Below are 12,104 nucleotides of genomic sequence, written 5' to 3'. Positions count from 1 at the left end.
TTTCCTCCAGTTTGTCAAACATTCTAGTTAACGTTTGCAAGTATTTCTCACGATTTTCTAGTAGTTTGTTGCCATTCTGCCAAAATATCATCTGCTGAAGTAATGAGTTTTGCACCCTCTTTTATCAATTGATGACAACCTTCACTTGTTTTAGCCAAAATCGATCCAGGTACAGCAAACACTTCTTTACCTTGATCTAAAGCTTGATCTACTGTAATCATCGTTCCACTCTTTTGTTTTGCTTCAATTACTAATGTAGCAAACCCTAAGCCACTAATAATACGATTTCTCTCAGGAAAGTAATATTTCTCCGGTTTGGTATGAGGTGGGTATTCTGAAAGCACTAAATGATTGGTTGATAATTGATGAAATAGTGAGGTATTTTCTTTAGGATAGACATGTTGGAAGCCACTTCCTAATACTGCTATAGTGGTATGACCTTCATCTATTGCTATCTTATGAGCCATTGAATCAACACCTTTTGCCATTCCACTGACAATGCACCATTTGCTCCGTACAATTGGAGTTAATAGTTTCTTCATTACACGAGTAGCTTCCATAGATGGGTATCTAGTACCGACAACACTTAAGTTTGGGGACGTTTGGAATAAAGAAGGATTACCTAAATAGTAAATAACTAGTGGAGGGTCTGGAATATGACGGAGTGACTGGGGATAGCTCTTATCAAATATTGTAATAAAGGGATACGTTAAGCTTTCTTCATATAATTGACGCTTGAATGTAGTATTTTCGATTCGTTGTCTAATTGCTGTCACCTGTTTTGTATCTAAAGTTAAGGTATCCGTCCATTCTAATTCTTTCCAATCTAGGAAATCCGTTAAGTGAGGATCATTTTCTAAAATTTGACTGATACGTTTCCTTGTCATAAAAGGTAGGCGAGATAATAATAGTAGTCGCCAACTCTTTTGTTCCAATTTTTATCATCCTTTCGTTTCAAAAAAGGGGAAAGACAGCTTGATAGATGCCCTTCCCTTAAGATTAATTAATGAGTTTTACATTTTTCATAGAGACCTTTATCTTTTAATACACCAATAACGGTTTCTCCCATAACAGATGGAGTTTCAGCAACTTCGATCCCACATTCATTCATAACTCTAATCTTTTCTTCTGCTGTACCTTTTCCACCTGAAATAATAGCACCTGCATGCCCCATACGTTTTCCTGGAGGTGCAGTTCTACCGCCGATAAAACCAATAACTGGCTTTGTCATATTTTCTTTCACCCATTCAGCAGCTTCTTCTTCAGCTGTTCCACCGATTTCACCAATCATCATAACAGCTTCTGTTTCAGGGTCTTCATTAAATGCTTTCAGTACATCGATAAAGTCTGTCCCATTCACAGGGTCCCCACCAATTCCTACTGCAGAGGATTGACCAAAACCAGCCTCAGATAACTGATGTACTGCTTCATAAGTTAATGTTCCAGAACGAGAAACTACCCCTATATGACCCTTTTTATGAATGTAGCCTGGCATAATACCAATCTTACACTCCTCAGGTGTAATAACGCCTGGACAGTTAGGACCAATCAATCGAGTCTTTTTCCCTTCCATGTAACGTTTTACTTTAACCATATCCATTACAGGAATATGTTCTGTTATACAGATAACAAGGTCCATGTCTGCATCAACCGCTTCCATAATAGCATCTGCTGCAAATGGAGCTGGTACATAAATAACGGATGCATTTGCTCCTGTTTGATCAACTGCTTCTTTTACTGTATTAAATACAGGTACACCTTCTACTTCTGTACCGCCTTTTTTAGGTGTTACACCTGCTACGATTTTCGTACCATATTCTAACATTTGCTTTGTGTGAAACAATGCAGTAGAACCTGTAATTCCTTGTACAAGTACTTTCGTATCTTTATTAATAAACACACTCATTATTTAACATCCTCCCTTTGTCGTTCTGCGCATTCTATTATTCTTGTTCAACTAGCGCTACAATTTTTTGTGCACCATCTGCCATAGATTCAGCTGGCGTAATATTCAAGCCTGAATCAGCAAGGATTTTTTTACCAGCATCTACATTCGTACCTTCTAAGCGCACAACTAAAGGAATGGTTAACCCTACTTCTTTTGTTGCTTGTACTACACCTTCCGCAATAACATCACATTTCATTATTCCACCGAAAATATTAACGAATATACCTTTTACATTCTTATCAGACAAAATAATTTTAAAGGCTTCCGTAACTTTCTCTGCTGTAGCTCCGCCCCCAACATCTAAAAAGTTAGCCGGTTCGCCATTATAATGCTTAATAATATCCATAGTAGCCATTGCTAGTCCAGCACCATTAACCATACAGCCAATGTTACCATCTAACGCAATATAGCTTAAATCAAATTTCGATGCTTCAATTTCCTTTTCATCTTCTTCGTCTAAATCACGGTATTCAACGATGTCTTTCTGACGGAAAAGAGCATTGTCATCAAAGTTTAATTTTGCGTCTAACGCTAATACTTCGCCATCTCCTGTAGTTACTAACGGGTTTATCTCTGCAATAGAACAATCTTTATCAACAAACGCTTGATATAGACCCATCATAAACTTCACTGCTTTTGAAAGAGACTCTTCTGGAATATTAATATTAAATGCTAGTCTTCTTGCTTGGTAAGGTAGTAATCCTGTTACTGGGTCGATTTCTTCTTTAAAAATCTTCTCCGGATTTTGTTCTGCTACCTCTTCAATTTCCGTTCCACCTTCTTCTGAGCCCATCATTGTTACTCGAGATGACGAACGGTCTAGCACTAGGCCGATATAGTATTCTTTCTGAATGTCACAGCCTTCTTCTATTAGTAATCGCTTCACTTCTTTTCCTTCTGGTCCAGTTTGATGCGTCACTAATGTTTTCCCTAGTATTTCATCCGCATATGTACGTACTTCCTCTAAATTCTTTGCGATTTTAACACCGCCAGCTTTCCCTCTTCCACCTGCGTGGATTTGCGCTTTAACAACGGTTACATTTGAACCAAGCTTTTTCGCTGCATTTACGGCTTCATCTACAGTAAACGCAACTTTTCCATTTGGAACAGTAACACCATAGCTACGCAATATCTCCTTGCCTTGATACTCATGAATATTCATCTTTCATCCTCCCATCAAAAAATCACTGCAATCTCATTGTATATAAAACTAGCTATGATTGTCTACAAAATACTACATACGCTTTCATAATTGAGTTTTTCAAAGTTTCGTAGTTATTTTCCTGCTTGTTGATCGACTTTATAAATATATGCAAATACTTCCGCAACTAATTGATATAACTCTTCCGGAATCGTTTCATTGATATTTAGTTCAGACAATAATTGAACAAGCGTAGGATCTGATTGGATTGGTATGTTGTTCTCTTTTGCTTTTTGAATAATCTTATCCGCTACATACCCTTGTCCTTGTGCGGTTAATTTCGGTGCTTGATTGGTATTTGGATCATAAGACAATGCTGCTGCTCTTTTTCGTGTTATTTCATTATCATTCCTCATACTCTCCAATCAAATCCTTTCTGCTGTTCTGTATGCCCTGTATCACCATTTGGTTGAATGCTGTTACTCTTTTCATTCGATAGTGGTTTCCAATGAATTGCGGATAAGTGGTAGTCTAAATTTTCTAATTGCTGTTCTAAATTCGATTTCCATTTATGTGCGAATGCTTGCGCCTCGTATTCTTGGTTGTTGAATATTGTTATCGTAACAACTCGTTTCTGAACACCTAACGTTATTATCGTTTCCCCGATATTTGCTAAATTTAAATCAAACAATATGCGACAATAATTTGGGTCGAGCTCTCCATCTTTCTTTTTCTTCCCTTGGAATTCAAGTGTCATATCCTCTTCTAATCCAAAACTTCCACCTGGTATTTGAAAAGAATGTGTTAGATAAGCTCCATCCTGAACAGTTGCGTTAGAAATTTGCGCTCCGGTAATCCAATGAACGAGTTGTTCCATACGTTGAGCAACGGTATCTGGCACTTGAGGAATATGAAGCATAAGAGCCTGCTTTAATGATAAAACCTCTTGTCTTGTAGTCATTTGAAGAAGTTGATTTTCATCTGTTAATCCACTAGATTGAGTGAACTGGTGGACGTGTTGTAAAAATCGTTCTGTTATGGGTAACTTTTGAGAATGTTCCATTCCTTCTAATTGCAAAACAAGCAAACGAAGTAGCTTCGTAGTCTCTTGTGGAAGCTGTTGATCAAGCGTTGTTTTTATTAAATTCAAGGCTGATTTAACAGATTGTTGGTCGGAACCGGATACTTGATCAAAGGTTTGCTTTAATTCACTATCGGCTCTAAGTAACAATTTTTGCGTTAACGGGTGTTGCTCTAATACTCTCCATTCACCATTCGGAATTGGTTGCTGATTCTCTGCTCTGCCAGCTAACTTGTTATACAGTAATTGTAATGAATGCAACTCACTTTTCGAACCTGATAGCTGCAAAGTTATTTGCTGTAAAAGTCTGTTTTTCAAAGTAATAAATTCTTGATTCCCAGGCTGTTGAATGATACTTCTAATTTGGTTCATTGAGGATCCTGTTATTTCCTCAAGTACAGGAGCTAATACGCCTTGATGTTTGTTTAAAAAGGCTTGTAAGACAGATTGTCTCCCCTCGGAAGTACCTTTTGTATATAAGGAAAGTTGAGAGCGTAAATCAACCATCTCAGGTATATTGCTTTTAGAAAGTTGTTCCTGTAACATGCCTACTAAATGACTAAAAGACTGTGAACGATTCGTCCGTATGCTTAAGAATGTATCGGTTGTTAAAGGTAATCCTTTTTCTAACATATGGAAAGCAATATCACGATGAGAAGAACTATTGCCATGCTGTTTTAGTAAGGATTGAATGCTTTCTAATTGGTGCTTCGTAAATGAAAGATTTCGCGCAACTATTTCACGAAGAATAGCATCCGTCTCCTTACTCTGATTAATACCAAGGAACTTTGCAATTTCCGTAGATGGTGTTTCATTTGAGATTGTCGCTAACTTTTTTAGCTGGGGCTTTTGCTCACCAGAAACTACTTGAAATAAATATGTTTGATTAGCTTGTAAAGCTGTGTCTAGTTGTGCAAAGAGTGACATATTACCTATTTGTATTTGGGCATGCTGGTTAGCAAAAAATTTAATCGCTCTTCCTGTAACTAATTGGCCAGGCTGAAGTGTTATTTTTTGACTTACCGTTTGCCGAATGTCTCCTCTCGTTATCTGAGCTGGTATATGTACCATCTTTCTCCTACTCCTTTTAGATGGATTTAAGAAAGGTTTTGCGATGATGCTCTGTAATTCCATGCTTCTTAATCGCCTGAATGTGCGCAGCTGTTCCGTATCCACTATTTTTATCAAATTGATATACGGGGTATCTCTCACCTAAACGTCTCATCCATTGATCTCTTTCTACTTTTGCTAACACGCTAGCTGCGGCGATCGAAATACTTTTTTCATCACCTTTTATAATGGATTGTTGTGGTACTTTTAGTGTTGGTAGATGTACTGCATCAATAAGAGCTATATCTATATTAGGTAAATCATTAAGACTGTTCAACATCGCTTGTTTGGAAGCCTCTAGTATATTTAGCTGATCAATTACGTCTACCTCGATAAATTGAATACTATAACTGATTGCATTATCTTTAATATAAGTGGCAAACTCTTCCCGTTTTTTAACGGACAGCTTTTTAGAGTCGTTAAGTCCAGGCAAATAGAAGTTAGCTGGTAGGACAACTGCAGCTGCCACTACTGGTCCAGCAAGTGGTCCTCTCCCTACTTCATCACAACCTGCAATCCATTTATATCCTTGTTGTCGATAATGATTTTCATGAAGGAGCATTTCAGCAAATTTCTGCTTTAGTGCGTGTTGCCTTTCCATTTCTCTTTCGTATCTAACTAGCAGTTGTTGAACTCCTTTACGATGATCAGCTTTCCAATCTTCTAACCAATCATCTTGTACATTCCCTCTATTTAATAGCTCTTTAATCTCTTGAATCGTCCATTTTTTTTCCTTCATGTTTGTTACTCCGTTTCTATATATATCGGATCAATTATTCATAATTGTAATCTTTCGTGCAATTAATTTGAAGCAGGTTTTTCTAAAGTGACTTTACCTAGCTTTCCGCTTCTTAAGTCTTGTAAGATGACGTCCGCTGTTTTACTTATATTTACTTTACCACCTGATTCTAGACAGCCTCTTCGCCGTCCAATATGTTGAAAAATCTCCCACATATCATCCTCACTCGTATCATCCAATTGGTATCGATCTTTAAGAAGCTGTGGATATTCGTCTTTTAAATAATTAATCGCATATGCTGCAATATCATCTAATGATAAAATTTCATCCCGAATTGTTCCGATAGCTGCTAGTCGATAGCCTATTTCCTGGTCTTCAAATTTAGGCCATAAAATTCCTGGCGTATCCATTAGCTCAAAATCTTTTTTTACTTTTATCCATTGCTGTTGTTTTGTTACCCCTGGTCTATCTCCTGTTTTAGCTATTTTTTTACTAGCCATACGATTAATCAAAGTGGATTTACCAACATTCGGAATACCGATAATCATTGCTCTAGCAGGGCGAGGTCTTATGCCTTTTCGACGCATTCTTTCTAATTTTACATCTCCTAATTGTTTTGCTGTTTCGATAACTTTCTGAAGATCTTTCCGATTATTGACATCCATCGAAATCGCTGTAATACCCTGTCTCTCAAATTCATGAAGCCATTTTTCTGTTAACGTTGGATCCGCTAAATCACGTTTCATCAATACAACCATTTTTAACTTTTCATTTAGTACTTGATGTATTAATGGATTTTGAGAAGATAATGGTGCTCGGGCATCTACTAATTCTATAACAAAATCCACTAGCTTTAGTTTTTCTTGCACTTCCCTTTTGGCTTTCGCCATATGGCCTGGGAACCACTGTATAGTCATTCAACATTCCTCCACGATCTGTGTATTTATTTTATTAATCCGAATTCGTTAAGTGGCCAATAGGTAAAACGAGCAATACCAGTAATTTGATTTGTCGGAATATAACCAAGTCGCCGACTATCCGTGGAATTTGGTCGGTTATCTCCTAATACAAAAACATGTCCATCTGGTACCTTATTATAGCCACCTGGAATATCCTCTAATAATGTAAAATTAGTCGTATACCTTGCATTAAGAGGAAGCTGGTCCTTGACGGAAGTAATAAAAGGCTCATCTACTTGTTTGTTGTTTACATATAATATATCGTCCTTATATTCAATCGTTTCGCCGGGTAGACCGATGATACGTTTAATATAATTTTTTCTAGATGTTGTATGGAATACAACAATATCAAACCGCTCAGGTTCCTTGAACAATAAGCTAATCTTATCGACAATAATTCGATCATCATTCATTAATGTTGGTTGCATAGATGGGCCCTCTACAATTAATGGATTAAACGTAAACATACGAACAATTAATAGTATTAATAGTAGGATAATAATTAATTTCAGCCAATCCGTCCAACTTCTTTTTTTGGAAGTCATACTAGTATAAATCCTTTCTATCTGTAAATAACAACTCTTAACGAATAGGTAGTTATTATCTATTATAACTCACTTTTTAAAATCGAACGATTCTTACACTAAAATTAACGTTCCACGAGGGAAACGATTATCTTGAAAGCTTAATAAAAGATAAACTTGCGATTGAAGACGTATATTCTGTAAAATAATTAAATTATTAAGTATGCGTATAGCTTTATCTGTAATGATTGGTTGCTTTTCCATAAGAAAAAGGAGCCTGACATAGCAAGCTCCTTTTTACAATCTGTTTTCTTAACGTTCTTTAATACGGGCAGCTTTACCACGTAGTTCACGTAGATAATAAAGCTTCGCACGACGTACTTTACCACGGCGAGTAACTTCGATTTTGTCTACTCGTGGCGAATGCACAGGGAATGTTCTTTCAACCCCTACACCGTAAGAAATTTTACGCACAGTGAAAGTTTCACTAATACCGCCGTTTTGACGTTTAATGACAACTCCTTCAAATACCTGAATACGCTCACGAGTACCTTCCACTACTTTTACGTGGACTTTTACGTTATCTCCAGCGCGAAATTCTGGTAAATCTGTACGAAGTTGATCTTTTGTAATTTCTTCAAGTAATTTTTGCATTCTGTTACAACTCCTTCCAAACCAATGCTCTTAACGTTCATGACATTAGCGGAACATCGTTTAATGAGCACTAAGCTTTCACATTAGCACAAATAAAAATATAGCATAAAGAGTAGTAATATTCAACTACTAGTTTCTAGCTTTCCTCATCTTTTTGTATCTTTTTCTCCCATTCTTCAATCCATTGTTCTTCTTGAGGAGAAAAAGACCGATTAGTAAGTAAATCAGGTCGCCTTGAGTAGGTTCGATGTAAAGATTCTTTATGTCGCCATTCGTCGATAGCGGCATGATTCCCAGATAATAATACATCAGGGACCTGCATCCCTCGGAAGTTAGCAGGCCTTGTATAATGAGGGTGTTCCAATAATCCTGTGGAGAAAGAATCTTGTACAGCCGAATCTTCATTACCTAATACACCAGGAATTAATCGTACAATACTGTCCATCATCACCATCGCACCTAATTCTCCACCAGTTAGGACAAAGTCTCCGATAGAAATCTCATCCGTCACTAACGCTTCACGTATTCGTTCATCGTAACCCTCGTAATGACCACAAATAAATACAAGATGGTCTTCTTTACTTAACTCTTCCGCTTTAGCTTGATTGTATCGCTCACCTTGTGGACATAGTAGAATAACTCTCGGTTGTTTTTCTGTTTTTTCAATGATTGACTCCACTGCATCAAATACCGGTTGAGGCTTCAATACTAATCCTGCTCCACCACCATATGGATAATCGTCTACCTTGTGATGTTTATCTTCGGTAAAATCTCGAAAATTAATCAAGTTATAGTCGAAGGCACCTCGTTCTTTTGCTCTTTTTAAAATCGATGATTCTAAAACACCTGGAAACATCTCAGGAAATAACGTTAAAATATCGATATGCATTAATCTAACAATCCTTCCATCGGTTCGATGATTGTTCGTCCACCTTCTATATCTACTTGTTTCACAATATCATCAATATAAGGAATTAAGTATTCTTTTCCCGACTTCGCTTTTACTACCCAAACGTCATTTGCTCCAGGCGATAAAATCTCTTTTACCTTCCCAATATACTCGTCTGTTACTGTATAAACTTCTAATCCAATAATCTGAAAATAATAGAACTCGCCTTCTTCTAACTTTCCCAGGTTTTCTTTGCTTACTAATAGCATTGAGCCCTTTAAATGCTCTACATCGTTAATATTATCCCAGCCTTTAAAACGTACAAGGTCGAAGTTTTTATGTTTACGATGACTATCAATTTCAGCTTTTATAAGTTCGCCGGTCTGCTTACGAATCCACAGTTCAGTTCCTACTTCAAATCGTTCCTCAAAATCCGTAATCCGTATGATGCGAACTTCACCTCGCACCCCATGAGTATTTACAATCTTACCTACGTTCAAAAAATCATTCACTACTATCACCTGCTATGTAAGTTTCTTAATGATTCCATCCTCGATCATAATGGTTCGCTCTTTGGTTAAGTCATCCCAATTCATGCCTTCTTTTAATTCTATCAGAGCCTCTACTTCTCCGTCTTCTATTTCACTACCAATAGGTAAAACATCTAATTGTTGTTGTTTGTATTGGTACCACTTTATATGATCTTTTCGACTATTAATCTCTTTTTCAAATTTCGCTGTAATATCAATCTTTTTACTTGGATTTTGTTGCAACATTTTCTTTTTCTCAAAGCGTAGCTGTTCACATTCTTGCTCTAATTTAAAAATTTTAAACTCATATTCTTCATTTAACTCGGCTTTCAATTGTGTGGTGATTATTTTTTTTACTTTTATTTTCTTAATTACTTTCAATATAATTCACTACCTCTCTCCATGTAGAGATTGTTCATGTATCAACCACTAGCAAAAGAATAGCATGAATCGTGTCGATTGAAAAGGTGAAAGGCAATCAAATACGTTATGTAATGAGGAAAATGAAAAAACCAGTAGAATCGTATCCACTGGTCTGTTTTATGTAGAATCTATACTCGTGTATAAATTCGTCTACATAATATCTAAATAAACCTTTTTACCTGTTTTCATTCCTGCAGCATAGACAACCGTTCGGATGGATTTTGCAATTCTTCCATTCTTACCAATCACTTTTCCGACATCATCCTCATGTACATGTAGATGATAGACGATTTTATGATCTTCTTCCCGAACAGTTACCTCCACTGCATTAGCATCATCTACTAAAGGCTCTACTATGGTTTTAATTAGTTCTTTCATCAATTACACCACTTTAGTTTTGATTTTTAGATTCGTGCAATTGTTTCATGATGCCTTCATTTGAGAAAAGATTACGCACAGTATCGCTTGGCTTCGCGCCATTTTTCATCCAATTAAGTGCTTTTTCAGAATCAATTTTCACTTCAACTGGTTTTGCTACTGGATTATATGTTCCAATTTGCTCGATAATACGTCCATCACGAGGAGAACGAGAATCTGCAACAACAATACGGTAGAAAGGATTTCTTTTAGAACCCATACGTTTTAAGCGAATTTTAACTGCCATTATTCAACACCTCCATTTTCAACGTTTCACACAAGATAGAATTGTATCAGATTATTTTCACTCTGTAAAGTGTTTTTACCTTACATGAACGGAAAATTTAAACCTTTCATCTTTTTGTTCTTTTTTCCACGTTTACCTTGTTGCATATTTGTCATTTGCTTCATCATTTTTTTCATTTCTTCAAATTGTTTTAACAAACGATTCACTTCGGAGATAGGGCGTCCTGAACCTTTGGCAATTCTTTTCTTTCGACTTGCATTCATAATAGATGGTTCCATACGTTCTTGAGGTGTCATCGATTGGATAATAGCTTCTACATGGCCAATTTGTTTATCACTAAACTCAAGGTTTTTCATCCCTTTCATCTTGTTGGCTCCTGGAATCATATCTAATAGCTCATCAAGTGGTCCCATCTTTTTCACTTGACCCATTTGTTCCAAGAAATCTTCAAATGTAAAGGAAGCAGATCGCATCTTTTCTTCTAGTTCTTTTGCTCGTTTTTCATCCACGTTCTCCTGTGCCTTCTCAATTAGGGATAGAACATCACCCATCCCTAAAATTCGAGATGCCATTCGCTCCGGATGAAACGATTCTAACTGGTCTAGCTTTTCTCCCATTCCGACAAACTTAATTGGCTTATCCGTCACGGCACGAATGGATAAAGCAGCACCACCACGAGTATCCCCGTCAAGCTTCGTCAGGATAACTCCACTAATATTTAATTGCTCATTAAAGCTTTCTGCTACATTAACAGCATCTTGTCCCGTCATCGCATCGACAACAAGAAAAATTTCATCTGGTTTTACGTTTTGTTCAATTTGTTTAAGTTCATCCATCAAGTCATTATCAACATGCAGTCGACCAGCAGTATCGACTAATACATAATCAAGATGGTCATCTTTTGCTTGCTTCATTGCATGATTCGCAATATCTACTGGATTTGCCTCTGTACCTTCTGAATATACTGGCATGTTAAGTTGTTTACCTAGGGTTTGTAATTGGTCAATTGCTGCAGGTCGGTAAACGTCAGCAGCCACCAACAATGGCTTCTTATTATATTTTTTGCGCAACAGATTAGCTAGCTTACCTGTAGTGGTCGTTTTACCTGCACCTTGTAAACCGACCATCATAATCACGGTTGGTGGTTTGTCTGCAGAGTTTATTTTACTTTCCTCGCCACCCATTAAGCTAGTTAATTCTTCTTTAACAATTTTAATAACTTGTTGGCCTGGCGTTAAACTCTCCATTACTTCTTCGCCAACAGCTCGCTCTTTTACTTTCGCTATAAACTGTTTAACTACTTTAAAGTTTACATCGGCCTCTAATAAGGCAAGACGAACCTCTCGTGTCATCTCTTTTACATCTTGCTCTGTTACCTTACCTTTACCTTTTATCTTTTGTATCGTACTTTGTAGGCGATCGGCCAAACCTTCGAATGCCAT

The 12,104-nt window shown here is 36.9% G+C and carries 15 protein-coding genes; all 15 read right to left on the bottom strand.

Features of this window, described 5'->3' with window-relative positions:
• Positions 1 to 47 precede the first annotated feature (47 nt).
• The 15 genes from dprA to ffh all read right to left on the bottom strand — a co-directional run bounded on the left by dprA (position 48) and on the right by ffh (position 12,104).
• The gene (gene dprA / locus GGQ92_RS00965; protein ID WP_184243635.1) at positions 48 to 935 is read right to left on the bottom strand and encodes a DNA-processing protein DprA; all 888 of its coding nucleotides are present in this window, start codon (positions 933 to 935) and stop codon (positions 48 to 50) included.
• Between the two features lie 68 nt (positions 936 to 1,003).
• Positions 1,004 to 1,906: a succinate--CoA ligase subunit alpha gene (sucD, locus tag GGQ92_RS00960; protein ID WP_184243633.1), complete on the bottom strand. Its 903-nt coding sequence runs from the start codon at positions 1,904 to 1,906 to the stop codon at positions 1,004 to 1,006.
• Between the two features lie 37 nt (positions 1,907 to 1,943).
• Positions 1,944 to 3,110, bottom strand: coding sequence for an ADP-forming succinate--CoA ligase subunit beta (gene sucC / locus GGQ92_RS00955; RefSeq protein ID WP_184243631.1), 1,167 nt, complete (start codon positions 3,108 to 3,110; stop codon positions 1,944 to 1,946).
• Between the two features lie 113 nt (positions 3,111 to 3,223).
• The gene (locus GGQ92_RS00950; RefSeq protein ID WP_184243629.1) at positions 3,224 to 3,505 is read right to left on the bottom strand and encodes an EscU/YscU/HrcU family type III secretion system export apparatus switch protein; all 282 of its coding nucleotides are present in this window, start codon (positions 3,503 to 3,505) and stop codon (positions 3,224 to 3,226) included.
• On the bottom strand, positions 3,502 to 5,241 hold the full coding sequence (locus GGQ92_RS00945; protein ID WP_184243627.1) for a hypothetical protein: 1,740 nt from the start codon (positions 5,239 to 5,241) through the stop codon (positions 3,502 to 3,504). The genes GGQ92_RS00950 and GGQ92_RS00945 overlap by 4 nt, the downstream gene beginning before the upstream one ends.
• 16 nt (positions 5,242 to 5,257) lie before the next feature.
• Positions 5,258 to 6,019 (bottom strand): ribonuclease HII, encoded by a 762-nt coding sequence (locus GGQ92_RS00940; protein ID WP_184243625.1) that lies wholly within the window; start codon positions 6,017 to 6,019, stop codon positions 5,258 to 5,260.
• Between the two features lie 62 nt (positions 6,020 to 6,081).
• Positions 6,082 to 6,936, bottom strand: coding sequence for a ribosome biogenesis GTPase YlqF (ylqF, locus tag GGQ92_RS00935; RefSeq protein WP_184243623.1), 855 nt, complete (start codon positions 6,934 to 6,936; stop codon positions 6,082 to 6,084).
• A 26-nt stretch (positions 6,937 to 6,962) separates the two neighbouring features.
• Complete coding sequence (gene lepB / locus GGQ92_RS00930) at positions 6,963 to 7,523, bottom strand: signal peptidase I (RefSeq protein WP_184243620.1); 561 nt, start codon at positions 7,521 to 7,523, stop codon at positions 6,963 to 6,965.
• Between the two features lie 291 nt (positions 7,524 to 7,814).
• The gene (rplS, locus tag GGQ92_RS00925) at positions 7,815 to 8,156 is read right to left on the bottom strand and encodes a 50S ribosomal protein L19 (RefSeq protein ID WP_184243618.1); all 342 of its coding nucleotides are present in this window, start codon (positions 8,154 to 8,156) and stop codon (positions 7,815 to 7,817) included.
• A 136-nt stretch (positions 8,157 to 8,292) separates the two neighbouring features.
• On the bottom strand, positions 8,293 to 9,045 hold the full coding sequence (trmD, locus tag GGQ92_RS00920; RefSeq protein ID WP_184243616.1) for a tRNA (guanosine(37)-N1)-methyltransferase TrmD: 753 nt from the start codon (positions 9,043 to 9,045) through the stop codon (positions 8,293 to 8,295).
• Positions 9,045 to 9,557 carry a ribosome maturation factor RimM gene (gene rimM / locus GGQ92_RS00915; RefSeq protein ID WP_184243614.1) on the bottom strand — a complete coding sequence of 171 codons (513 nt, stop codon included), beginning with the start codon at positions 9,555 to 9,557 and terminating at the stop codon, positions 9,045 to 9,047. Before rimM ends, trmD begins: the two co-directional genes overlap by 1 nt.
• A 12-nt stretch (positions 9,558 to 9,569) precedes the next feature.
• On the bottom strand, positions 9,570 to 9,956 hold the full coding sequence (locus GGQ92_RS00910) for a YlqD family protein (RefSeq protein WP_184243612.1): 387 nt from the start codon (positions 9,954 to 9,956) through the stop codon (positions 9,570 to 9,572).
• A gap of 192 nt (positions 9,957 to 10,148) precedes the next feature.
• Positions 10,149 to 10,376 (bottom strand): KH domain-containing protein, encoded by a 228-nt coding sequence (locus GGQ92_RS00905; RefSeq protein ID WP_184243610.1) that lies wholly within the window; start codon positions 10,374 to 10,376, stop codon positions 10,149 to 10,151.
• Between the two features lie 13 nt (positions 10,377 to 10,389).
• Positions 10,390 to 10,662, bottom strand: a complete 273-nt coding sequence (gene rpsP, locus GGQ92_RS00900; RefSeq protein WP_184243608.1) for a 30S ribosomal protein S16 — start codon at positions 10,660 to 10,662, stop codon at positions 10,390 to 10,392.
• 80 nt (positions 10,663 to 10,742) lie between these two features.
• Entirely contained in the window at positions 10,743 to 12,104 is a 1,362-nt protein-coding gene (gene ffh / locus GGQ92_RS00895) for a signal recognition particle protein (RefSeq protein WP_184243606.1), read from the bottom strand.

This window comes from Gracilibacillus halotolerans (genome assembly GCF_014206945.1).
GTDB classification, from domain to species: Bacteria; Bacillota; Bacilli; order Bacillales; family Amphibacillaceae; genus Gracilibacillus; species Gracilibacillus halotolerans.
Note: the sequence above shows the minus strand (reverse complement) of the source record. Positions and strands in the feature narration are given on the sequence as shown.

Excerpts from the sequence above, each read along its gene's own strand:
- sucD (WP_184243633.1), bottom strand. The coding sequence starts at position 1,906 with ATGAGTGTGTTTATTAATAAAGATACGAAAGTACTTGTACAAGGAATT.
- sucC (WP_184243631.1), bottom strand. The coding sequence starts at position 3,110 with ATGAATATTCATGAGTATCAAGGCAAGGAGATATTGCGTAGCTATGGT.
- GGQ92_RS00950 (WP_184243629.1), bottom strand. The coding sequence starts at position 3,505 with ATGAGGAATGATAATGAAATAACACGAAAAAGAGCAGCAGCATTGTCT.
- GGQ92_RS00945 (WP_184243627.1), bottom strand. The coding sequence starts at position 5,241 with ATGGTACATATACCAGCTCAGATAACGAGAGGAGACATTCGGCAAACG.
- GGQ92_RS00940 (WP_184243625.1), bottom strand. The coding sequence starts at position 6,019 with ATGAAGGAAAAAAAATGGACGATTCAAGAGATTAAAGAGCTATTAAAT.
- ylqF (WP_184243623.1), bottom strand. The coding sequence starts at position 6,936 with ATGACTATACAGTGGTTCCCAGGCCATATGGCGAAAGCCAAAAGGGAA.
- lepB (WP_184243620.1), bottom strand. The coding sequence starts at position 7,523 with ATGACTTCCAAAAAAAGAAGTTGGACGGATTGGCTGAAATTAATTATT.
- rplS (WP_184243618.1), bottom strand. The coding sequence starts at position 8,156 with ATGCAAAAATTACTTGAAGAAATTACAAAAGATCAACTTCGTACAGAT.
- trmD (WP_184243616.1), bottom strand. The coding sequence starts at position 9,045 with ATGCATATCGATATTTTAACGTTATTTCCTGAGATGTTTCCAGGTGTT.
- GGQ92_RS00905 (WP_184243610.1), bottom strand. The coding sequence starts at position 10,376 with ATGAAAGAACTAATTAAAACCATAGTAGAGCCTTTAGTAGATGATGCT.
- rpsP (WP_184243608.1), bottom strand. The coding sequence starts at position 10,662 with ATGGCAGTTAAAATTCGCTTAAAACGTATGGGTTCTAAAAGAAATCCT.
- ffh (WP_184243606.1), bottom strand. The coding sequence starts at position 12,104 with ATGGCATTCGAAGGTTTGGCCGATCGCCTACAAAGTACGATACAAAAG.